Annotated in this window: 16 protein-coding genes; 6 read left to right on the forward strand and 10 right to left on the reverse strand. The window is 64.9% G+C overall.

Features of this window, described 5'->3' with window-relative positions; genetic code table 11:
* Positions 1-49 precede the first annotated feature (49 nt).
* Positions 50-2,221: a protein kinase domain-containing protein gene (locus tag FIV42_RS21375; protein WP_168210841.1), complete on the reverse strand. Its 2,172-nt coding sequence runs from the start codon at positions 2,219-2,221 to the stop codon at positions 50-52.
* Between the two features lie 97 nt (positions 2,222-2,318).
* Positions 2,319-3,416: a CpaF family protein gene (locus FIV42_RS21385; protein ID WP_141199666.1), complete on the reverse strand. Its 1,098-nt coding sequence runs from the start codon at positions 3,414-3,416 to the stop codon at positions 2,319-2,321.
* 235 nt (positions 3,417-3,651) lie between these two features.
* Here FIV42_RS21385 and FIV42_RS21390 point away from each other — a divergent pair, with 235 nt between their 5' ends.
* Genes FIV42_RS21390 through FIV42_RS21400 form a run of 3 tightly spaced genes read left to right on the forward strand, consistent with a single transcriptional unit; the run spans position 3,652 to position 4,893 of the window.
* Positions 3,652-4,365, forward strand: coding sequence for a cytochrome c biogenesis protein (locus tag FIV42_RS21390; RefSeq protein WP_168210842.1), 714 nt, complete (start codon positions 3,652-3,654; stop codon positions 4,363-4,365).
* 16 nt (positions 4,366-4,381) lie between these two features.
* Positions 4,382-4,651 carry a CcmD family protein gene (locus tag FIV42_RS21395; RefSeq protein ID WP_168210843.1) on the forward strand — a complete coding sequence of 90 codons (270 nt, stop codon included), beginning with the start codon at positions 4,382-4,384 and terminating at the stop codon, positions 4,649-4,651.
* Positions 4,652-4,698: 47 nt separating this feature from the next.
* A complete protein-coding gene (locus FIV42_RS21400; RefSeq protein WP_141199669.1) occupies positions 4,699-4,893 on the forward strand; it encodes a hypothetical protein in 195 nt (64 codons plus the stop codon).
* A gap of 63 nt (positions 4,894-4,956) precedes the next feature.
* Here the strand turns inward: FIV42_RS21400 and obgE are convergent, their stop codons facing one another.
* The 4 genes from obgE to FIV42_RS21420 all read right to left on the reverse strand — a co-directional run bounded on the left by obgE (position 4,957) and on the right by FIV42_RS21420 (position 7,635).
* On the reverse strand, positions 4,957-6,012 hold the full coding sequence (gene obgE, locus FIV42_RS21405) for a GTPase ObgE (protein WP_141199670.1): 1,056 nt from the start codon (positions 6,010-6,012) through the stop codon (positions 4,957-4,959).
* A gap of 75 nt (positions 6,013-6,087) precedes the next feature.
* Positions 6,088-6,363 carry a 50S ribosomal protein L27 gene (gene rpmA / locus FIV42_RS21410; protein ID WP_141199671.1) on the reverse strand — a complete coding sequence of 92 codons (276 nt, stop codon included), beginning with the start codon at positions 6,361-6,363 and terminating at the stop codon, positions 6,088-6,090.
* Between the two features lie 67 nt (positions 6,364-6,430).
* A complete protein-coding gene (gene rplU, locus FIV42_RS21415) occupies positions 6,431-6,748 on the reverse strand; it encodes a 50S ribosomal protein L21 (protein WP_141199672.1) in 318 nt (105 codons plus the stop codon).
* Positions 6,749-6,912: 164 nt separating this feature from the next.
* Positions 6,913-7,635 (reverse strand): TrmH family RNA methyltransferase, encoded by a 723-nt coding sequence (locus FIV42_RS21420; protein WP_141199673.1) that lies wholly within the window; start codon positions 7,633-7,635, stop codon positions 6,913-6,915.
* Between the two features lie 214 nt (positions 7,636-7,849).
* Here FIV42_RS21420 and FIV42_RS21425 point away from each other — a divergent pair, with 214 nt between their 5' ends.
* Genes FIV42_RS21425 through FIV42_RS21435 form a run of 3 tightly spaced genes read left to right on the forward strand, consistent with a single transcriptional unit; the run spans position 7,850 to position 11,617 of the window.
* Positions 7,850-10,360, forward strand: a complete 2,511-nt coding sequence (locus FIV42_RS21425) for a hypothetical protein (RefSeq protein ID WP_141199674.1) — start codon at positions 7,850-7,852, stop codon at positions 10,358-10,360.
* On the forward strand, positions 10,360-10,773 hold the full coding sequence (locus tag FIV42_RS21430; RefSeq protein ID WP_141199675.1) for a hypothetical protein: 414 nt from the start codon (positions 10,360-10,362) through the stop codon (positions 10,771-10,773). The genes FIV42_RS21425 and FIV42_RS21430 overlap by 1 nt, the downstream gene beginning before the upstream one ends.
* Entirely contained in the window at positions 10,766-11,617 is an 852-nt protein-coding gene (locus FIV42_RS21435; RefSeq protein ID WP_141199676.1) for a hypothetical protein, read from the forward strand. Before FIV42_RS21430 ends, FIV42_RS21435 begins: the two co-directional genes overlap by 8 nt.
* Positions 11,618-11,650: 33 nt before the next feature.
* Here the strand turns inward: FIV42_RS21435 and FIV42_RS21440 are convergent, their stop codons facing one another.
* From FIV42_RS21440 to FIV42_RS21455, 4 genes are all read right to left on the reverse strand, one after another.
* Positions 11,651-13,930: a WD40/YVTN/BNR-like repeat-containing protein gene (locus tag FIV42_RS21440; RefSeq protein ID WP_141199677.1), complete on the reverse strand. Its 2,280-nt coding sequence runs from the start codon at positions 13,928-13,930 to the stop codon at positions 11,651-11,653.
* A gap of 71 nt (positions 13,931-14,001) precedes the next feature.
* Entirely contained in the window at positions 14,002-15,747 is a 1,746-nt protein-coding gene (locus FIV42_RS21445) for an OmpA family protein (RefSeq protein ID WP_168210844.1), read from the reverse strand.
* Positions 15,748-15,816: 69 nt separating this feature from the next.
* Positions 15,817-20,058: a hypothetical protein gene (locus tag FIV42_RS21450; RefSeq protein WP_141199679.1), complete on the reverse strand. Its 4,242-nt coding sequence runs from the start codon at positions 20,056-20,058 to the stop codon at positions 15,817-15,819.
* A gap of 71 nt (positions 20,059-20,129) precedes the next feature.
* Complete coding sequence (locus FIV42_RS21455) at positions 20,130-20,567, reverse strand: tetratricopeptide repeat protein (RefSeq protein ID WP_141199680.1); 438 nt, start codon at positions 20,565-20,567, stop codon at positions 20,130-20,132.
* Positions 20,568-20,755: the final 188 nt, after the last annotated feature.

The raw sequence follows: 20,755 nt of genomic DNA on the forward strand, positions 1-20,755 counted from the left end.
CTCTGCAGTACGCAGTGTCGTGCTCGAGTCAAAAGTGCGAGCGTCTCGTTCAGTCCTCGTCTTCGTCTGCTTTTTCCGCCGGCTCGTGCACGGTTCGCACCTCGGCGCTGGTCGCCCGATGGAAGAACCCGATCGCGTCTGCGCGATAGTCGACCGAGTGCAGTCGCTTGTACTTGAGCCTCGCTTCACCCACGGCGCCCTCAGCCAGCGCCTTGTCGATGTCCTTGCGAAGATCGTCGCGGAATTGGCGCACCTCTTTTTCGGAGGTGAGCTCCTCGAGCATCTTCTGGTCTTCGTCGTTGGGCTTTCCGCCGCTGAGGCGTACTGCGGAGGTGAGCTTGGTCAGCGCGGCCTTGTACTCCTCGAGCGAACCGCTGTTCTTGGCGTCTTTGAGGTGCTTCTGCGCCTCGGCGCGAAGCTTTTTGGCCTCGGCGGCCGCCTCTTCGTCGCTCATCTTCTTGTCGCCGCCGTCAGCGGGCGGGTTGGTCCGATAGCTGCTGACGATGGTCAGGCGCGGATCGCTCTGCACCGCACCGGGGGGCGCGACGGCACCGGCTGCGGCGGGCGCACCCGCTTCGCTACCTGCGCCGGCATTGCCGGCTTCCGAGCCCGCTGCCGGGGAGCCCCCGGCCGGTTGCGCCGCCTCTTGCTGCTTTTTGGCGATGGCCGCCTGACGAGCTTGCGCTTGGCGAGCCTTCTGCGCCTGCTGCTTGTTCCAGTACATGTAGCCGGCAAAGCCGCCCAAGAGGAGCACGGCAATGGCTGCCACGATCTTGATGTCGAGCTCGGCCGGGTTCAGGCTCAACCCGTCGAGCGACACGCCGCCGCCGGCTTTGAGGGCGTCGGTCAGCTCGCTGGCACGTTGGGGGCGCTCGGCCGGGTTAGCCGACAAGGCCGCTTCGAGCTTTTTGGCGAGCTTCTGGTCGTCGTAATTCGACAGCTTCTCGGCGTGGAAGGGCAGGCCGGTGAGCGCGGCTGCACCCACAGCGGCCAAGCTGAAGACGTCGGTCGCAGGCGACATCTGGCGGTCCTGCGGCGGACGCTTGAGCTCTTGGGCGCCGTACGGGCCCAGGTCGCCGCGCTTCTCGAAGCTGAGAAGGTCGAACGGCTCGAGCACGATGGAGTTGTCTTCTTGAATCCAGATCGCGTCGGGCGTCAGGTTGCCGTAGAGCAACTCGGCGTCGTGAATCAGGTCGAGCACTTCGGCGACCTGTTTCATCCAGTCGATGACATTCTCTTTGTCCTGGGGCCCGTGCTGCTGGAGGACCGCCGACAGTCGGTAACCCTCGGGCTTTTGCAGGTCGGCCCACAGGCCGCTCTGGGTGGCAAAGACCCCGTTGAGCTTGACCAGGCTGGGGTGCTCCAGAGCGTCGAGTTGGGCGATGCGCTGGCGAATATCCGGGGGCATCTGTGACGGATCGCCGGCCCACACCTGGCGCAACACGACGGGGCGTCCCAGCGGATTCTGGGCAAAGATGAGGGTGACTTCGCCCTGTTGGATGGACTGCGGGCCGAACTGGTAGCTCTGGCGCAGCATCTGGTCGTTGGCGATATTCGTCGGCCCCTGCGGCCCCGACGCTTGCTGTTGCTGCGAGCCCTGCAGATCGTCGATCTGGATAAAGGCGGTTTTGCCCTCGTAGCCCGCCGAGCTGGAGTCGGGGGCGAATTCGGCGTTCTGCTGGGCGAAGTCGTTGATGTTGATGAAGTCGGTTTTGCCCTCATAGCCGCCGCCTCCGCCAGGGGCGAAGACCTGCTGGTTGCCGCCGTGGCTGGGGGCCGGGGAGGGCGACGAGCCGACCGACAACGCTTCGCGATGCGGCTCGGTGCTCTCTTCGACGCGGCCGGCGCCCTGCTGCAGGCCGTGCAGATCGACCATCTGGGTGGCCTCTTCGGCGAAGTCGTCGTCGGCGAAGTCACCGCCGGCGTGGATGCCGCCGCTGTTCTGGCCGCCGCCATTTGGGCCGCCGCCATTTGGGCCGCCGCCATTTGGGCCGCCGCGATTCTGGCCGCCGCCGTGGCCCGAAGGGGGCGCGGAGCGTTGGGGTCCGCTAGGCGGGCCCTGCTGCAGCCGGTCGACGTTGACCATCAGAGTCTTTTCATCCTCGTGAAAGTCGTCGTTGCCGCTGGCGGTGCCAGGTTGCCCCTGGTCCTGCTCGCGCTGCCGCTGCTTGTTGCGGTCGATCAGGCTGCGTCGCGCCTGCTTGAATCTATCGTCGGACATGAGCTCTTTGGGTTTAGCGTCACTTGTGGCGCGCGCGCCGGTCGGCGTGGCCCCAAAGGGAGCCGGCCGTGGCGGGAGCTTGCCTCGCCGGGGTCAATCAGCGGCGAAACCAGCCCTCGTCGATCTTGATGCCGCGCGATTCGGCTTCTTCCATGAAAGTTGGCAGGTTGCCCACCGGCTCGAGTTGACCGATGACCGTGCCGTCGTCGTCGGTGCCGCGATGCTTGAACTCGAAGAGCGGGTGAATCTGATATTCGCCGTTGTCGGCCAGATCGAGCACCTCGACGATATGCGTGATCTTGCGCGAGCCGTCGTTGAACCGGCTGGTCTGCACGATCATCTGGACCGCCGAGGCGACCTGGCTACGAAGCGCCTGAAGCGGCATCTCCACGCTCGACATCATCGCCATGGTCTCCAGGCGGCGCAACGTGTCGTCGGGGTACGTGGCGTGGGTCGTGGTCATCGAGCCGCCGTGGCCCGAGGTCATCGCCTGCAGCAAGGAGAGCGCCTCGCCGCCGCGAATCTCACCGATGACGATACGGTCGGGGCGAAGACGCATGGCCGAGTGGAAAAGGTCTCCGATGGTCACTTCGCCGCGGCCGCGCGCGTCGGGCTTGCGCGCCTCGAGCATGAGCACGTGTGGCTGCTGCAGCTGCAATTCGGTCGAGTCCTCGATGACGATGATGCGGTCATTCGGGTCGATCAGCAGCGAAATGCAGTTCAGAAGCGAGGTCTTACCACTGCCCGTTCCGCCGGCGACGACGAGGTTGCGCTTCATCTTGACGCAGACATCGATAAAATCGACGGCGTCGCGGGTGACGCTGCCGAATTCGATGAGCTTCTCCATATTCAGCGAGAAGGTGCCGAAGCGACGAATCGCCACGCTGATGCCGTTTTGGGCGCAGGGCGGCAACACCACGTGCACACGACTGCCGTCGGGCAGACGCGCGTCCATGCGCGGGTTCATCTCGTTGAGGGTCTTGCCGACGTACTGGGCGATGTTTTTGACGCCGCCCATCAAGTCATCGACGGTGTCGAACTTGGCGTCGGTCTTTTTGAGCTTGCCGCTGACCTCGATCCAGATGTCGTCCGGACCGTTGATCATGATTTCGCCAACGGAACTATCTTCCAGATAGGGTACGATCGGCTTGAAATAGCGCCGAATCGATTGTTCGAAGATTCGCTTCGGGATCATGGCAACAGCTTCGTCTGGTCCGGGTTGTGACTTATCCTTACCCTGCGGGAGTATACAGTAGCCCCTGTGGTCACGCAATCACGACGGCCTGAGAAAGGCTGGCGAGCGAGGCGGGGCCGCCACTCCGTTTGCGACCGCCCTAGACCGGGCCACCCCACTATGTTAATCGCTGGCGGGAATGGCGCGGGGCTCTGGTGCATTTTCTTGCGGAGATGCCTTTAGGCTCAAAAAAGCGATGATTAAAGCAATAGACAAGTTCTTTCCGGCCCTGGTGGTGCTCACGGCACTGGCCACTCTGGCGGCGTTGTACCTGATCTTCTTTTACGCCCCCGTCGAAGCATCGATGGGCATCGTCCAGAAGATCTTTTACGTGCACGTGCCGTCGGCCATGGTGATGTACGCCGGCTTTACGATCACCTCGGTGGCCAGTCTGGTCTACCTGTTGAAGCCTAACCGCGGCTGGGATATCGCCGCGCTGACCGGCGTGGAGCTCGGGCTCATCTTTTGCGCCTACGTACTCATCTCCGGGCCGTTGTGGGCGTACAAAGCCTGGGGCGTGGCGTGGACCTGGGACCCGCAGCTGACCGCGACCTTCGTGCTCTTTTTGCTGTACGGCGGCTACGGCTTGCTGCGCGCGTTCTCCGGAAAGAGCGAGCAAGTACGCAAAATCGCCGCTGTCTTGGCGGTCATCGCCTTTGTCGACATCCCGATCATTCACTACGCGGTCAAGAAATGGGGCGGGCTGCACCCGGTCGTCGAGCGAGAAGGCGGCGGCGGACTCGCCCCGGAGATGAAGCTCGCCGCGTCGATCAGCATGCTCGCCTTTTTGGGAATCTTCTTGGTGCTTTTTTGGCTTCGTATGCGCGTGCGCCTGACCGAGCGTCAGGTCGACCAGCTGTACTTGGACGTCGAAGACGCCAGCCACGTACTGGGCAAGCGCACCAACTGAAATGGAGGCCGTACCGATGAAATCGCTCGTTTCAGCTTCGATCTTCGCGCTGGTCAACTTGGCATGGGCCGGCGTGGCGTTCGCCCAAGGGGGCGCCGGCTCGCTGGCCGGCCAAGAGACCTCCATTCCGGGAGGCACCCTCGCACTGGCTGCGTACATCGCACTGTGGATCCTGATTTTCGGTTTTCTGATGATCACGATGCGTCGCCAGCGCGCCATTGACAATGAGCTGACCGAGCTCGAGCGGCGCATGGACGAGGTCTTTGACGACTTGGACAAGAAGTAACACGGCGACCGGGTGGTTGAGCCAGCGGTCGCCTGCGGAGGTACCCCATGGGCATGTCTAGCGCCCACATTTTTTATATCCCGATCATCTTCTTCGTCGGCGTCTTCGCCGGGTTCTTCCTGGGCCGGCGCGCCGCCGAAAACGAGGCCCGCGAACTCAAAAAGCGTCGCGCTCGCCGCAAGGCCGTGCGCGACCACGCCAAAGAAGAGCAGGGCGCCGACGAAACCAACGCCGCCTCCTGACCTCTGGCCTCGAGCTGGGCGGACCGGCACATCCTCGGCCGGTCTCTCAAGCTCTCGCCCCGCTTACTCTTCCCACCACTCTTTGGCCGGACCGGTATCGAAGCTTCCTTCTTTGACCGCGTGGCCAAGCATCTTCTTGAACTCTTCGATATTCTGGTGAGTCGCCGCCGAGATGGCCATGAACGGCAGGCCGAGCTCGTCTTCGAAGTAGGCGCGAAGCTCGTCGGCCTTTTCGGCCACGTACGGCAGGTCGATCTTGTTGAGGCAGACGAGCTCGGGCAGCTCGAGTAGATCCTCGTTGAACGCGCGCAGCTCGCCTCGAAGCGTCTCGAAGTCGGCGATCGGCTCGCGGCCGTAGGCCTCGGCCTCGGCCTCCGGGAGCACCTCGATGACGTGCACGATCAGGTTGGTGCGCTCGATGTGCTTGAGGAACTGGATTCCCAGCCCCTTGCCCTCGTGCGCGCCCTCGATGAGCCCGGGGATGTCCGCGATGGTGAACTCCTCGAGGGGATTCCACTGCACCACGCCCAGGTTGGGAGTAAGCGTCGTGAAGTGATACGCAGCGACCTTGGGGCGCGCGCTCGACAGCGTCGAGATGATCGTCGACTTGCCCACGGAGGGAAAGCCGACCAGGCCGACGTCGGCGATCAGCTTGAGCTCGAGGCGCAGCATGAGCGACTCGCCGGGCTTACCCTGCGTCGACTTGCGGGGCGCGCGGTTGGTCGCCGACTTGAAGCGGGTATTTCCAAGGCCGCCTTTGCCGCCGTGGGCGGCCACGTAGGTCTGGCCTTCCTCGACCATATCGACGAGCAATTCGCCGCTGGTGTCGTCGTAGACGAGCGTGCCGACGGGCAACGCGATCACCTTGTCGTCGCCGTTGGCGCCGGTGCGGTTGTTGCCCTCGCCGGGGCGGCCGTTTTTGGCGCGGATATGCTTCTGGTGGCGATAATCGCTCAGCGTGTGCTGATTGGTCGTCGCCACGAGCACCACGTCGCCGCCCTTGCCGCCGTCGCCGCCATCGGGGCCGCCGCGGGGCACGTATTTCTCTCGGCGAAAAGAGGTCACGCCGTCGCCGCCGCGTCCTGCTTCGATCTCAATTTTTGCTTCGTCGACAAACATGATCTTCCCAAAATGCAACGCCCCTGTACCACTGGAAACGTGGACAGGGGCGTTCGATTCTCAGTCGCCGTAGGCTTACTCAGCCGCGGCCTGCTCGTCTTCCGGGATCACCGAGATGACCTTGCGGCCGCCGGCGACGTTGCGGAAGTGAACGTGGCCATTCTTCTTGGCGAAGATGGTGTAGTCTTTGCCCAGGCCGACGTTGAGACCGGCGTGGAACTTCGTGCCCAACTGGCGCACGATGATCGAGCCGGCTTTGACGTATTCGCCGCCGTAGGCTTTGACACCGCGATACTGTGGATTCGAATCGCGGCCGTTACGAGTACTACCCTGTCCCTTTTTATGAGCCATTGGAACGCTCCGTTAATGCTCGTGTGAAATTCAGTGCGCCAGCTTCGTCGCTTTCGCCTCGTCCGATTCAGCTCGCGCTGACGTCGGTGATGCGAATGCGGGTGTAGTGCTGACGGTGGCCGCGCTTCTTGCGATACTTTTTGCGCCGCTTTTTCTTGAAGACGATTTTCTTGCGGTCTCGGCCGTGCTCGACGATCTGAGCGGTAACGCTGGCGCCGTCGACCACGGGAGTGCCGACAGCCATGTCGTCGCCGTTACCGACGGCGAGCACTTCGTCAAAGGTAATCTCGGAGCCGACTTCGGCATCCTTGAGTTTCTCGACGTTGAATTCGTCACCGGGCTCGACCCGGTACTGCTTACCGCCGGTTTTAATCACTGCATGCATAGTTGAGCTCCTCTATCGCATCTTTGTGGGATCGCGCGGTCAGCAATGTCTCCGGCTGACGAACGGGCGCGACCCGCCTTGTATTCCTGTTCTCACGGGCCCCACGCATACCTAGGAGGACCGGGTTGAAGGACGCCGAACCCTACACGAGGGTTTAGGGGGCGTCAAGTCGCCCTCGCCAACAACTCCGCGAGATAGTCACGACCCCGATCGATCCCCCTCAAAAAGAAGTGGGCGCGCAGCAGTTTCTGCTCGCGCTCGCTCAGCTCACCCTCGCGCCCGAGCCGATCGATGCGCCAGCGGCGCACGTGATACAGGGTGAGCGCGGCGGCCACCGAGATGTTGTAACTCTGGGTGAACCCGGCCATGGGGATGATACAGCGCAGATCGCTCGCCTCGAGCACTTCCTGGCTGACCCCATCTTGCTCGTTACCCATCACCAGAGCGGTGGGCTCGGAGAAGTCGATCTCGGCGATGGGGCGCGAGGCCTCCAGGTGGGTCGCGCAGATCCGATAGCCGCGCCGCTTTAGATCGGCGACGCACTCCTTCGGATCTTTCCATCGGCGAATGTCGAGCCACTTTTCGGCGCCCTGGGTGACCCGGTTGGCCTCCTTGAACTTTTCCTGGGTCTCGATCAGGTGCACGGGTTGGATTCCCAATCCTTCGCAGGTGCGCAGCACAGCCGACACGTTCCCCATGTCGTAGGGGCCGTCGAACACGCAGGCGATTTCGCAGGTGCGCTTGGCGATCACCTCGTCGATGCGCTGCATCCGTCGTTCGGTCAACCGCGGGGCGAGCAACTCGATCACCTCGTCGGCTGACAATTCGTGCTCGCCGATCGTGATCGTCTCGTCGTGCGGGAAGCGGGGGTTGAGCGGGTCGGTCATGGGTTTGATGGGGAACAAGGGCCGTTTGGGGCACATGTAGTTGGAGGATGTTTGGGTGGCAAGGCTTTTTGATGGTGCGACTTGATGGTGCGACACCGGCGCACCGCTGCGCACACCGCCACACAAACACCTGACATGCCTTCGACAATCCGTTATATTGCCCGCGTTACTACGAAAAACCATGTGGATCTTTCCTTTCCCGTCGGTGCCCACAATGAATGTTTGGATCCAACAGCGTCTCCTCGTCCTCGCCTCCGCTCTCGTCCTCGCCGCCGGCCTGCCGGGGTGCAGCGACGATGCTGAGTCGAATAACGGCTCGAGCGGTCAGTGTCAGGCCGGCGAACAGTTCAACGAGCTCTCCGGTAAGTGCGAGGCGATTCGTGACCCCGGTGGAGATACCGGCTCCGACGCCGGCGGCGGGGAGGACACCTCCGGGCCGTCGGACACGGGCAGCGAAGATACCGGTAGCCCCCAAGATGCTCCCGTCGACGTGCCTGACGGCGTCTCGGAGCGCTGCAATCCCCAACTCGACAGCGACAACGACGGGTTGACCAACGCTTGTGAGTGTACCTTGGGGACGCACTCGTACTCCGAAGACACCGACGGCGACGGGTTAACGGACGCAGAAGAGGACGCCAACAGCAACTGCAGCTTCGACGCGATCGACGGCGAGACCGACCCGACCCAGGCCGACACCGACATCGACGGGTTGAGCGACGGCGACGAAGTCGCCAACGGCACGGACCCGCTGATCGCCGATAGCGACGGCGACGGCGTCGACGATGGTCCCGAGGTCGCATCGGGCTGCATGGACCCGAACTCCGACGACACCGATGGCGATGGGTTGACCGACGGGGTCGAGGACAGCAACGGCGACGGGCAGATCGGTACATGCACCAACGGCTTCGACATCTCGTGCGCTCAGGGCGAATCGGACCCGTGCGCCGAAGACAGCGACGGCGACGGCACCGCCGACCAGGAGGAGGCCCAATATCGTGAGTGCCGCCCCGAGGACACGCAGAACCTCGCCCAACCTCAGTTCATCGAAGACGCCACCGCCGACTACAAACTCGCCGCCGAGAGCAGCGTCACGTCCGCCTCGGTGACCTTCGCATCCGGGTCGGCGACCGCACACGTGTTCGGCGATGCGTCTCACGGCTACACCGGTTTTGTCGCCTCGCTGACGCCGCCCAACAGCCAGGTCGACCCGTCGCTTCTGGCCGACGGCGTAACCACCGCGGTGCAGGGTGTCTATGCAAATGCATCGCGGCGCTCGTCGGGCCGCCAGGTCACCACCCACGACGGCTTCAAGGCCGTGGTCGGCTCGGTCGCCGATCTTCCGGCCGGCACCGACCTCGGCACGGCGCGCGACAAAGTGCTCGCCGCCATCGCCGGCGTGCCCGAGGCCGATGTGAGCCACTCGCTCGGCGGTACCTTCGCGGGCGACGCGAACGCCCCCACGCTCTTTGTCTACGAGGTGGTCAGCCGTTCGCAAAACCAGTACTTGGTCACCGGCGCCTTCGCCACGTTGACCGACTACGAGAACAATGCCGCCGAGACGGGCTTCCGGGTCGATGATCTGACAGGCGGCCCCTCGCTGGGTCGTACGAGTGATACGCTGGTCGCCGACTGCGTCTCCTACAAGGTGACCGCGCGCCCCGAAGTCGACATTATCATTTCTCTCGACGCCTCCGGCTCGATGGGCGACGAGCAAACGGCGCTGTCGAACTTCGCCACCGAGTTCACCAACCTGCTCAACCAGTCCAACGTCGACTGGCGTGTGGGCGTGACCGGGGTCGACTGTGGCGGCATCGGCAGCGACAGCGAATTGTCCCAAGAGTACCGAAACCTGTGGCCGTCTTCGGGCGGTGGCGGCGGTTTCTTCCCCGATCCGGACGCGATCTGTCCGAACGTGCCGTTGCAAGGCGCCGGTAACGGCAAACTCGTCGGCGGAAACTTCAGCACCGATGCGGGCACGATCGCCAGCCGATTGAGCTCGGTCAGCGGCTCGAACTCCGAGTTTACGATGACCATGGGCGTCGCTGCGGTCGACCGGGCGCTGCCGCGTACCGCCGGGGCCGCCGACAAGATTCGCCCCGACGCCGCCATCATTGTCATCGCGGTGACCGACGAGGAGGATGAATTCTTCAAGGAGAAGCTCGACTTCCTCGGCGGCAGCGCGCTCACGCTGACCCAGAGCCAGCAGGCCGCCCTCGAGACCGAAACCCAGCCGTGGGTCGACTACCTGCTCAAGCCCGACATCGGCGCGACCGCCTTCGGCCTGTACTGGCCCCCCGGCGAGCAGTGTGGCACGGCCGCCGACGTCGCCCACGCGATCAACGAGATCGTCAACGAGACTGGCGGCAATGGTGGCTCGGTCTGCCAGGGCGACATCACGAACACGCTTCGCGGCATCGCCAACGCCACCGCCGGTATCGCCTCGGGGCTGCGCCTTCGCGGTGCCGCTGCCCCGCAGACGATTGCCGTCAAGCACGGCTCGGTCAGCACCGGCACGGTCAGCGACATGGCCCGAAGCCGCGCGGACGGATTCGACTATGATGCCATCGTCAACCGCGTTATCTTCAGGGGGCCCAACCCGCCGCAGACCAATGACCGCGTGGTCATCCCGTATCTGCGCTGGGACGGCAGTGTCTTTACGTGCAGCTCGAACGCCGACTGCCCGCAAGAGCAAAAGCTCCAGTGTATCGACGGTGAGTGCCGCTGATGTCTCGAAGTCTCATTCTTTTCGCCGCCGCTGCTTGTTTGGCGGCCGGGTGCGTACCTCCGGAACTGATGGAGGAGGACGCCCCGGCCGAGCCGGCGTCTTTCGAGCCGGTCGCAGAGCTTACTCGCGGCTCGTGCGCGGCGGTCTCGTCGTGTCACGGCGCCACGAGCCCCACGGCGTTTGCCGTCGAAGGCGACGGTGCGGCCACCGACGCGCAGGTGCGCGCGGCCATCGAAGGGGTGACGACCAACGCCGACGTGCCGATGGTGGTGCCTGGCGAGCCCGAGCAGAGCGCGCTCTATTTGCGGTTGGTCGAGACCGGTCCCAAGAGGATGCCGCCCGTGGGCAACCTGACCGAAGAGCAGATCGAGTCCGTACGCGTGTGGATCGCCGACGGGGCGCATTATGAGTAAGAAGCGCGTCATCGTGGCGACCCTCCTCGCGTTTGTGAGTTTCAATGCCGATGCCGACGCCCAAGAGGCCGAGGCGAGCGGCGAGGTCTCCGTCGAACCATCCACCGAGTCTGCCGCCGGGGAGGCGGTCGAGCCGGCCGGCGTCAATTTGTCGATCGGCCCGCACGTCATCAGCCGCTCGATGCAGTTTCGCCTAGGCGACAACGCAGTCGACCACAGCCCGGGGGTCTATATCGGCGGCATCGCCCACATCTCGGTGGAGGCCTACGATTTCGACTCCCTCGACGCCAAGCTTCTGATCAACGCCGAGGGCGGCTACGCCGGCACCAAGAACAGCAAGGTCGCCGCCGAGTTGAACCGTCAGCCGGTGACCGAGTGGTCTCAATTCGCCGCGCGCGCCACCGTGCGTCGCCCACTGACGGACGCACTGGACCTCGATGTAGGCTTGGGCGCCGTGGCTAACAGCTTCATCGTCGAACCCAACCTCACCTACACCGGCCACCGCTATATTGCCGCCGAGTTTCGCGTCGGCCTCGATTGGGCGAAGCCTGCCGGCTCGTGGGTCTTCGGCGCCGACGCCAGCGCCTACCCCGTCCTGGCTGTCAACCAGTCGAGCGGCGCCTACGGCGACAGTTCGGCTTTCGGTGCGCGCGCCGGTGCGCAGGTGGGCTACAACGTCTTCGCGGTGTCCTCGACCGACAAGTACGCCGGCGGACGCGTGCTGCTGCGCTACGACTTCACGCGCTTTCGCAGTCAGTTTCCGCAGGGACGCGTGGCCATCGGCGGCGGGGTGTCAGAGGACGATATGCACGCGCTGACGTTGATGTTTGGCTATTTTATGTAGCTTCTGATTCGTCTCGCGTCGGAGCGAGTGCATCTACGCCTTCCAGCGCAAGATCCCGAAGCCAATCCCGGTCAAAACTAGAATCGACACGATGGTGGCGATGATCGCCAACCCGTCGGGCAGCCGTTGCTGGCCGTCAGGCAGGGTTCCGGTGAGAACGCCGGCGTGGGTCATGACGTAGACACGCCCGTTGCGCAGGGAGACGCGGCGGATATCGTCGCGTTGCGACTGGGCGCTGGCCGGCCAACGCAGGGTGTACGAGGTGATCTTGGGCTTCTCCTCGTCGGTCTCGCGCACGCGCAGCAGGCTGGTGGTGTGGCCGGTGTCGAGCGCGAGCAGGTGGTTGCGTCGGTCGATGTTGTAGGCGAGCACGCGTGTGCCTTTCCACGGGCCGGGGATGTCGGTCCAGGAGTTGCCGCCGTCGAGCGATTTGGCGAAGCGGCCGCGGTGGGCCATGAACAGCATCTCGGGGTCGTAAGCCGAGCTGCGGGCGACGTAGACACCGTTGCGCTGTTTGTCGCGCGGCAGGCTCCACACCGCGTGCCAGGTGTCGCCGTTGTTGTACGAGCGCCACAGCTGCGCCGGCGCCGTGCCGTCGAGCGAGTGGGTCATCAAGTACATGCGCTCGCCGAAGTCGGTGGTGAAATTCGACAGGTAGGTGCCCTCGAGCGCGCTGCGAAACGCCGGGTTGAGCATCAGGCGGGTCCACGAGATGCCGCCGTCGAGCGACATCAGCGGGCCCTCTTGGGCGGACCAGGCGAACACGTGTTGGCTGTCGGGCCGTGAGTCGATCGCGATGATCGATCGCGGCGGCAACTCCGTGCCGCGAAACCGCATCGGCCGGTAGGCGATGCTGTCGAGTTGGTCGAAGGGGGCGGCCTCGGCGGTGGTGGTCTTCCCGTCGGGCTCGAGGCGCACAATCGCCCCATTGGCGGTGCCGTTGATGATCGCGCCGCTGTCCGTCTCCACGAAGATGGTGGTGGTCGCCCGGTCTTGAAGCATCTGCCAGTGACCCTCGGTCGCCGAGCCGACCTGACGAAAGAGCCCCGCGTCGGTGCCGATGAGAAACCCGCCGTTGTCGTCCAGACCCATGTCGAAGCCGCGCGTCGTACGAAGCTCGTCGTTGATCTGGTGCCAAGTCTGGCCGCGGTCGAGCGAGCGTAGAACGCCTGCGCCACGCGAGGCGGCCCACACGCGGTTTCGCTTGACGCTGTGCACGAAGTCGGTCACCGGCCGGCGGTCGGCGTCGGCGGGGCGCACCTCGTTCCAATGCTGGCCGAGGTCCACACTGCGAAAGATCTCGCCGGTGTCGAGGGACAGCAGGACGACCGTGGGGGCCTCGTCTCGAGAGGGGAGGACCTCCAGCGCCATCCCTTCCGGGGAGGTCTGCGCGGGCTTGGGCAGCTCGATGGGTTGCCAGTCCTGGGCGCCGTCGGAGGTGCGGTAGAGCCCCTGCGGGGTGAGCATCAGGACGCCGTCGGAGCCCGGAATCGGCACCAGGTCGCGGTCGGCGCCCGGGAGCGTCGCCACTCGGTTCCACTTGCCATCGCCGTCTCGGCGATAGACGAAGAGCTTTTCTCGAAGCACCGTGAGCAGCTCGAAAGGGCGGGCTTCGTTGGCCGGAAGGTAATGGCGCAGCACCGTCGGTAGCTTGATGTCGCCTGCCTTCGTTTCGAACTCGACCCCCTCGAGCTCGAGCGGCTCCCAGGGTTCCTTGGCGAGCACCGCGCCGGGCTCGGAGCTGAGCTTCCACAAATGGGTGGCGTTGATCAGGTAGAGGCCTTCGTCGCCGAAATTCAGCAGGCGCACGTGCGCAGCGGGGATCTCGGCGGAGGTTGTAGCGACCGATGTCGTGCCGGTCGCCGACGGAGCGGCGTCGTCATCGGAGCCTTCTTCGGCGCCGACCGTCTCGGGCAGCGCCACCATCCGCCAGGTGCGACCGACGTTGTCGCTGACCATCAACTTGGTGCCGTCGGGGCCGGGCACGCCCGTGACCATCCACAGCCGGCCTTCGTGGGCCGTGAAGACCTCGGAGTGCGGGAAGTTCAGGGAGTTGCCGGCCGCCTCCAAACCGCGCAGCGGCGCCGAGTGGCGTTCGGGCAGCTTTTCGGGCCAGCGCGGCGAGACGCGCTGCCATGGCCCCGAATCGTTTCGGTGCACGAACAGCCCGGCGCGCGAGGGCGCGACGACGTCCAAGCGCGCCTCGTCGTCGAGCACCGCGACCGTGTAGACCGAGCCTCCTTCAGGCATCGGCACCGGGCTGAGCTCGATCGTCGTGTGCTCCTGGGCGCAGCCGCTCAGAGTCGCCAGCACTCCCAGAGTCGCGAGGACAAAGAGAGGCGCGAGGACTTCGAGCGCAGCGTTCGCATGGCAGGCGGGGCGCATCATTCGGCTGTGGAACTCGCAGTCTCCAGAATCGTGAACGCAACGCGTCGGTTATCGCTGCGGCCCTCGGCAGTCTCGTTGTCGGCGATCGGGTCCGACTCGCCGTAACCTGCCGCGATGAGTCGGTCGCGGTCGACGCCCTGTTTGATCAAGTACTTACGCACGCTGTCGGCGCGACGCTGGCTGAGCTTTTGGTTGTAACTCTCCGAGCCGCGGTCGTCGGTGTGGCCTTCGACGCGCAACAGCTTGATCTGCGGGTTCTGCTTCAACACCTTGGCGACCTCGTCCAAGATCTCGTAGCTCTCCTGGCGGATCGTGGCCTTGGCGGTCTCGAAGTGAACCTTGTCGGCGATGACGAGCTTATCGTTGGTGATCGTCACCTTTTCGGACGGGTTGTCCGGGCAGCCGTCCTCATCCTTGAAACCGTTGAGCGTCTCGGCTTCATCCGGGCACTGATCTTGGGTGTCTGGAATGCCGTCTTTGTCGTTGTCGACGTCGGGGCAGCCGTCGCCGTCTTCAAAGTCGTCGAGGTCCTCGGGATCTTCGGGGCAATCGTCCTTGCTGTTGGGGATGCCGTCGCCGTCGAGATCATTGTCGACGCAGCCGTCGGTGCGCACCGGAGTGTCGGGCGGGGTGCCCGGGCAGCGGTCGACCTTGTCGGGCACACCGTCGCCGTCATTGTCGGGATCGACGCAGCCGTCGTGGTCTTCAAAGCCGTCGTAATCTTCGACCTCGTCGGGGCACTGGTCGACCGAGCCGTAAAAGCCGTCACCGTCGTAGTCGAAGGACCACCGGCCGCCCGAAACCCAATAGCCGCCCAGCCCGATAAACGCGCGCATGTCGGGCGAGCCGATGCCCTCGCCCAGGCTCGAACCCATGCCGAAGGTCACCGTCCAGTCGTCGCTGAGTGCGTAGCGGCCCGCCAATTTGACTTCGGTCGATACCTCGCCTTTGGAGAGGCCGCCATAGCCCTGGTCGCGGGCCAAGCTGATCGCGCCGTCGAACTCGAGGATGGCGTCGAGTTCGCGCACGAAGAGGGGGGCGTTGAATGCCACGCCCCACAGGAATTCGTCACCCAGAGTGCTGTCGCGCAACACGGCGCGGGTGGGGCGGTAGCGGTAGCCCAGGTTGGCGCCCAGGCGAATGCCCCGCCACAGCCAGTAGTCGGCCGCCGCGATGAGCTCGCCGCCCACGCCGCCGTCGCTTGTCAGTGTCTCTTGAGTGGCCAGCGGGAGGTAGAGACCACCCACCACGGCCAGGCCCAGCGGATCGGTGAGCAGATCGAGGATCTGATACTTACCCGTCAGCCGCCAGTCGTTGAGTCCCATGATCGACAGATCGGTGCTCGAGCCGGCGCCTTGCGGCAAGATCGGCTGCAGCTCTTGACTCGTCTGCAGAAGGGTGACCGGCAAGAGGATGCCCACCTCGAACTTGTCGTACAGACCGACGCTTCCGAGCAGCGACATCGTCGACTGGACGTCGACCGTCTCGCGAAACGGAAAGTTGCGCGTCGAGATCTGCATGGGGTCGTCGGCGTAGCCCACGTAGAAGCTCGCGTCCCACTCCAGGTGGTTGGGCACGCCGGTGCCGTAGACGTTCAGGTAATCGGCCGGACCGGGCGCGGGGCGAAAGCGCTCGAGCTGCAAATCGGGCAGATCGAGATCTTGCGCGCGGCTCTCCGCCGGCTGCAGATACACCGCCAGCAGCGCCAACATCGCTACGCCCCAAATCGAAAGGCGCTGCATGGAGAGGCGGCTCAGGCCGAAGGGGAAACGCCGACGAGAGTGGCTTTGTGCGCAGGTGGTCATTGGTCCCTAACCTTCTTGGTCGGCCTGGAGGGCGCGAAGCGAGCGTCGAGCCGCGTCGAGTCCCTCGGGCGGTTCGTCTTGGTCTTGAACAACCGCGATTGCCTCCGCAAAGAGCGGACGCGCCAGATCGGGGCGGCCGAGCTGCTCGGCGTGGAGCGTCGCAGCTTCGACTAGCGCCTCGAAACGGCCATAAGGATCGAGCAATAGTTCAGCGTATGATTCGAGATCGTCGGCCAATTTGGTCGATTTGTCGAGAACGCGGTCGAGGGCGATGCGCCGCTCGAGGGCCTCGACGTGCTCGGGCCACAGCGAAAACGCCATGCCCCACAGGCCCCAGGCCAGGTTCTGGTCCTGGAGGTCTTCTTCGGCGATATGCGCCGCGTCGGCCACGATTTGGCTGGCGGGTACACGCACCGCAGGGCTGATATCGTTGGCCGACAAGCCGGCCATCTCTCGGGGCGACAGCCCGTCGGGTTTGCCGATGAGCAGGCCGAGCTCGTGGCCCAAGCTGCTCACGTACCCATGCCAGTCGCCGAGCGCCGCCTGGCACTGCTTGACGCCCTCGAGCGCCATGGCATCGCCGGGCGCGGCGTCGAGCACCTGCTCGAAGTGTTTCTGGGCGTCCTTGGGGCGTTGGAGCTCGTCGAGCAGCAGGTGGGCCAGCTCGCGCTCGAGCTCGACGGCGTCGAGTCCGCCTCCGGCGACCTGCAACACCGTCTTGAGGTGGCGAGCCGCCGCCTCGAAGTCGCCCTCGTCGCGGGCCATCTGGGCGAGCAGTCGATGAGCCGACTCGTGGCGCGGGTCGGTCTCGAGGACCTCGTCGAGCCAGCCGCGCGCGGCTTCGGAGTCTTCGCGCTCGTCCCACACGAGCTGGGCCAGGAGCAGCCGGTAGGTCGTGGCCATCTCCTCGGTGTCGGCGGCCTCCAGACGGGCCTGCAGGATGCGAACGCGGCTTTCGACCTCGCCGCTCTCCTCGTAGATCGCCTCGAGGGTGGTCAGCAGGCTGGACTTGGCGCCGAGTCCATCGGGATCTTCGTCGCGGACACGCTCCAGGTGCTCCAGCGCCGCCTGCGGCTCCTCGAGGTCGTAGTAGTAGAGCTCGCCGAGCTCGAGGCTCACCCGCATCAACTCGGCGTGGTCGAGCTCGAAGCCGATCGACGCGTCGAAGTGTTTTTCGACGAGCTCGGCGAGCGCCTCGCAAAGGAGCAGCGGGTTGTCCATCGAGCGCGCTTCGGCCACCTGCGCACGCAGGGCCTCGACATCGGTTCCGGGCACAGCCTCCGACTGTGTTGCCGGTGTCGTTTCTGCTTCCCTCTCTCGAGCTTCCTTTTCCTGTCGTTCGCGCTCCGAGCGTTCCTTGAACAGCGCCTGATATTTTTTGCGAAAGTTCGTCAGCTTCTTCTCGTCGACGTCGACGAGGGGATCGTGTCGGGGCGTTTCGGCAGCCGTGTCGACGGGGGAGGTCACTTCGTCCATCCCTTCGAGCAGCTCGTCGAGGCGCAGGTCGACGTCGACCGCCTCGGCCATATTCGCGCGGTCGAAGGCCTCGTCGGCACGACGCCGCGCTTCGTTGGCGCTGGCCTCGTCGCCGCGGCGGTCGGCCAACTCGGCCATGCGCTCGTAGGCACGCGCTTGGACCATCGGCTCGGGCTCGAGTTCACTGAGCTTGACGAGCACCCGCTCGAGCATGCGGTCGACGGTGCCCGAGCCTGCCGGCGCGGCTGCGTCGAGCCCGTCGCGCTCGATGAGTTTCTCGAGCGCGTCGGCGAGCTTTCGCATCGCGTCGAGGTCCATCGAGCGAATCTGGACGGCCTCGAAAAACGCTTTGGCGGCGTTCTTGTACTGGTCGAGCTCGTCGAGCAGCAGGTCGCCCAGCGCCATCGACAATTCCCAGCGCATGTCGGCGCTTCGCGAGCGCGAGAGCAGCCCCTCGAGCGTCTGGCGAAGCTTGTCCGGATGGCCCTCGGAGCGCATCAGCGCGATGAGCTTTTGGCGAGGCGCTTCGGCGGACGGGTCGATCTCGAGGGCGCGCTCGAGTTGCTCGGCGGCGTCGTCGATCAGATGGAGCATCTCGTAGACGTCGGCCATCTTCTGGTGGATGGCGATCTTTCGCTCCGGCGAGCGGATGCGCGAGACGAGGTCTGAGTAAAGCTCGATGAGTTGCTCGGGGCGGCCGGCCTGCCGATAGAAGCGCTCGAGATGGTCGGGGGCGGTCTGGTGCTCCGGGTCGAGTTCGATGAGGCGGCGCAGGTGGCTGGCGGCGGCCTCCGGGCGGTCACGTCGCTCGTACAGCGAGGCGAGTTGCTCGTGGGCGTTCGCCAGTCGGTCGCGAAGCTCCTCGGCAGACTCGGCGAGCGCGTCGAGCTCCTCGTCGGGCGCGCTCGACGGCGCACCGAACGGCCCGGTGAATTGCTCGGCCTGCGGCTTTCGGCTCGACAGGGCGCGGGCGCGCTCGTCGAGCTTCTCGAGCAGGGGAATCGTCTCCATCCAGTAGTCGGTCGCCTCTTCGAGGCGCTCGCGCTCCTCGCACAGCGTCGCGGCGAACTCGAGCACCTGGGCGTGCTCCATCATCGACTGCGGATCGTCGCCCGACTGCCACATGGACAGCGCGCGCCGGCAGCTCAACAGCGCTTGCCCCGTGTCGCCAAGCTCGTCGTGCCAGAGGCGAGCCACGCGGTACAAAAGTTGGCTGGCTTGCTCGGTCTGCCCGTTTGCTTCGGCCGCGCGGGCCGCCGAGCCGAACGCCTTGAGCGCTCGAAGCGGCTCGTCGCTCAGCACGTAGCTCTCGCCGAGCGTATTGAGCGCCTCGAGCTCGGTCGGGTCGAGGCGCAAGACCTTTTCGAGGTAGAGTCGGGCTTCGGCCAACTCCCCTTCGCGATCCATCAGGTGGCGCGCCAGGCGAAGGTAGGTGTTCTTGAGCGTCTGGCGGTCGGTATAGACCCCCGTCAGCCGTTTGAGCACCTCTTCGAGGCCCGACTGCTCGCCCAAACGAGCGTACAGGTCGCGAAGCTGCTCGAGCGCCACCCGGTTTCTGGGCGAGGCTTTGAGCACCTCGCGAAGTCGGGAGGCGGCCTCCTCGGGCTCGCGGTCCGCCAGCGTCTGAGCGGCCGCCAGTTGGCACAAAATCCAATCGCCCGTCTCCCCGCGCGAGCGCAGCGCGTGGGCCAGGCGGTCGAAATCTTCGATGACCTTCTGGGTGTTGCCGGCGACCAGGTCGATGGTCGGCCGTGCCAGAAGCGCGCGCAGGTCGTCGGGCTCCTCGGACTGGAGCTCGCGGCACATCGATTCGGCTTCGGCAATATTGCTCGGCGACGGGTCCGCCAGCAGGCAGTCGAGCGCGCGTTCGACGAGCTGGGTGTGTAGCCCGTAGATGTCTCGGTAGCCGGCCAGAAGCTCCATCGCTTGGCGAATCTGGCCGTCGAACAGCGCTTGGTCGGCGTTGGCGAACAGATCTTTGGCCTCGTAGGAGGCCAGCGCCCGCGCACCTTCTTTGGTCCCGCTGAGCTGATAGCTGCTCGAACGTGCGTTGTGCCAATCCTCGTCGCGGGTGCTCGCCCGGATGGTGAGTACGCCGGGTCGGATACGCGCCCCTTCCAGGAGCACGCCCGACAGGTTCGGCAGCTTCCATCCTACGCGCGGAAAGATGTGCAGTAACAGAAGCTTGAGCGGTCGAAAGCTCAAGATGTCGCCGGCTACTCCGACGGTGAATGACTGGCCGCGACCCGGCGGGCGCAAGAGCGGTGTGTTCAACAGCCCCGTCATCAATTCGAAGGCGACGAGCCGGGCCGGAAAGGGCAGCGGGCCGAAGGCGCGGTAGTCGTACAACGACAGGTGGATTTCGTCGGCGCGTGCCGGCTCGGGTGGGATGAGCGCGGCGCGAAAGCTCACGTAGGTGTCCGAGCCGAACGCCTGCACGCGCACGCTGATGTGGACGGCGTCGTCCAGAAAGCGCACCTGCAGATCTTGGTAGCGGTCGAGTTGGTCGGCCGCCTGGCGAAGCAGGTCGCCCAGGCCCACCTCCGAGATGGCGAACTCGATCTCGCGCACCAGGCAACGCGTGTTGCGGAATCGGTCGAGACCGCCGCGCGCGTCGAAGGGGAAGCTGAGATCGGGGATCTCCATGCGCAGCGACTCGAGGGTGATCCAGTCGGAGAGTCGCTCGCGATTTGCCCACAGGTAGCCGCGCCCGAACATGAAGTCGAGGTTGAGGCCGAGGGGATTTGTCGTCTCCACGTTCGTGGGCTGCATACTCGCCACACAGGGGGGCAAGGTTTGACGCGCTCGGGCCTGGTGTTTGGAGGCCCGGCAGCGCGGGGGCGTCAGTGTTCGGGGAACTCTTCGAGGGCGTCGTTCGCCTTCTGGAGCAGACGCTGGTCTTGGCGCCGCTCGGCTAGCGACGCCAAGCTCAGCCACGCCACGTAGCGCGCGGCATGGGGAGCATCGTCGTCACTGGCGATTTTTTTCCACTCGCGAATCGCGGCCGCTTCTCGGCCGCGGATGCGCTGGCATTCGGCGAGCGCGACAATGGACAGAGCGTCGAAGGGGGCGCCTGCTTTGCGCGCCGCGCTTCGAAACCCGTCGATGGCACCGTCGACGTCCCCGGACTGGAGCAGGAAGAGCGCTTCGAAAAACGCTTCCCGGTCCTCCTCGATGGTGTCTTCGTCGATGCTTCGCTCGACCAGCTTGCGCGTGGTCTCCAAAAAGGTGTCGGACAGGGTCGATACGCCGTTTGTCTTCTGATCTACCTGATCTGCCATAGTTTCCAATTGCTTTGGGCAAAAATTATGGCCTCTACAGCGTTTGCGGCCCCTCTCATCCCTTAGTTCGTGACAATACTTTGATGGGGGAAGGATGTAAACTGATATGGTTTTGGGGCCGGTGTCCGGTGTCCGGGAGCCGGGGGCCTTGCAGGGGAGTGGCGCCGGCTATTTGGGGGGTCGTCGCA

It is taken from the genome of Persicimonas caeni (assembly GCF_006517175.1).
GTDB classification, from domain to species: Bacteria; Myxococcota_A; Bradymonadia; order Bradymonadales; family Bradymonadaceae; genus Persicimonas; species Persicimonas caeni.

Excerpts from the sequence above, each read along its gene's own strand:
- FIV42_RS21375 (WP_168210841.1), bottom strand. The coding sequence starts at position 2,221 with ATGTCCGACGATAGATTCAAGCAGGCGCGACGCAGCCTGATCGACCGC.
- FIV42_RS21385 (WP_141199666.1), bottom strand. The coding sequence starts at position 3,416 with ATGATCCCGAAGCGAATCTTCGAACAATCGATTCGGCGCTATTTCAAG.
- FIV42_RS21390 (WP_168210842.1), top strand. The coding sequence starts at position 3,652 with ATGATTAAAGCAATAGACAAGTTCTTTCCGGCCCTGGTGGTGCTCACG.
- FIV42_RS21395 (WP_168210843.1), top strand. The coding sequence starts at position 4,382 with ATGAAATCGCTCGTTTCAGCTTCGATCTTCGCGCTGGTCAACTTGGCA.
- FIV42_RS21400 (WP_141199669.1), top strand. The coding sequence starts at position 4,699 with ATGGGCATGTCTAGCGCCCACATTTTTTATATCCCGATCATCTTCTTC.
- obgE (WP_141199670.1), bottom strand. The coding sequence starts at position 6,012 with ATGTTTGTCGACGAAGCAAAAATTGAGATCGAAGCAGGACGCGGCGGC.
- rpmA (WP_141199671.1), bottom strand. The coding sequence starts at position 6,363 with ATGGCTCATAAAAAGGGACAGGGTAGTACTCGTAACGGCCGCGATTCG.
- rplU (WP_141199672.1), bottom strand. The coding sequence starts at position 6,748 with ATGCATGCAGTGATTAAAACCGGCGGTAAGCAGTACCGGGTCGAGCCC.
- FIV42_RS21420 (WP_141199673.1), bottom strand. The coding sequence starts at position 7,635 with ATGACCGACCCGCTCAACCCCCGCTTCCCGCACGACGAGACGATCACG.
- FIV42_RS21425 (WP_141199674.1), top strand. The coding sequence starts at position 7,850 with ATGAATGTTTGGATCCAACAGCGTCTCCTCGTCCTCGCCTCCGCTCTC.
- FIV42_RS21430 (WP_141199675.1), top strand. The coding sequence starts at position 10,360 with ATGTCTCGAAGTCTCATTCTTTTCGCCGCCGCTGCTTGTTTGGCGGCC.
- FIV42_RS21435 (WP_141199676.1), top strand. The coding sequence starts at position 10,766 with ATGAGTAAGAAGCGCGTCATCGTGGCGACCCTCCTCGCGTTTGTGAGT.
- FIV42_RS21445 (WP_168210844.1), bottom strand. The coding sequence starts at position 15,747 with ATGCAGCGCCTTTCGATTTGGGGCGTAGCGATGTTGGCGCTGCTGGCG.
- FIV42_RS21450 (WP_141199679.1), bottom strand. The coding sequence starts at position 20,058 with ATGCAGCCCACGAACGTGGAGACGACAAATCCCCTCGGCCTCAACCTC.
- FIV42_RS21455 (WP_141199680.1), bottom strand. The coding sequence starts at position 20,567 with ATGGCAGATCAGGTAGATCAGAAGACAAACGGCGTATCGACCCTGTCC.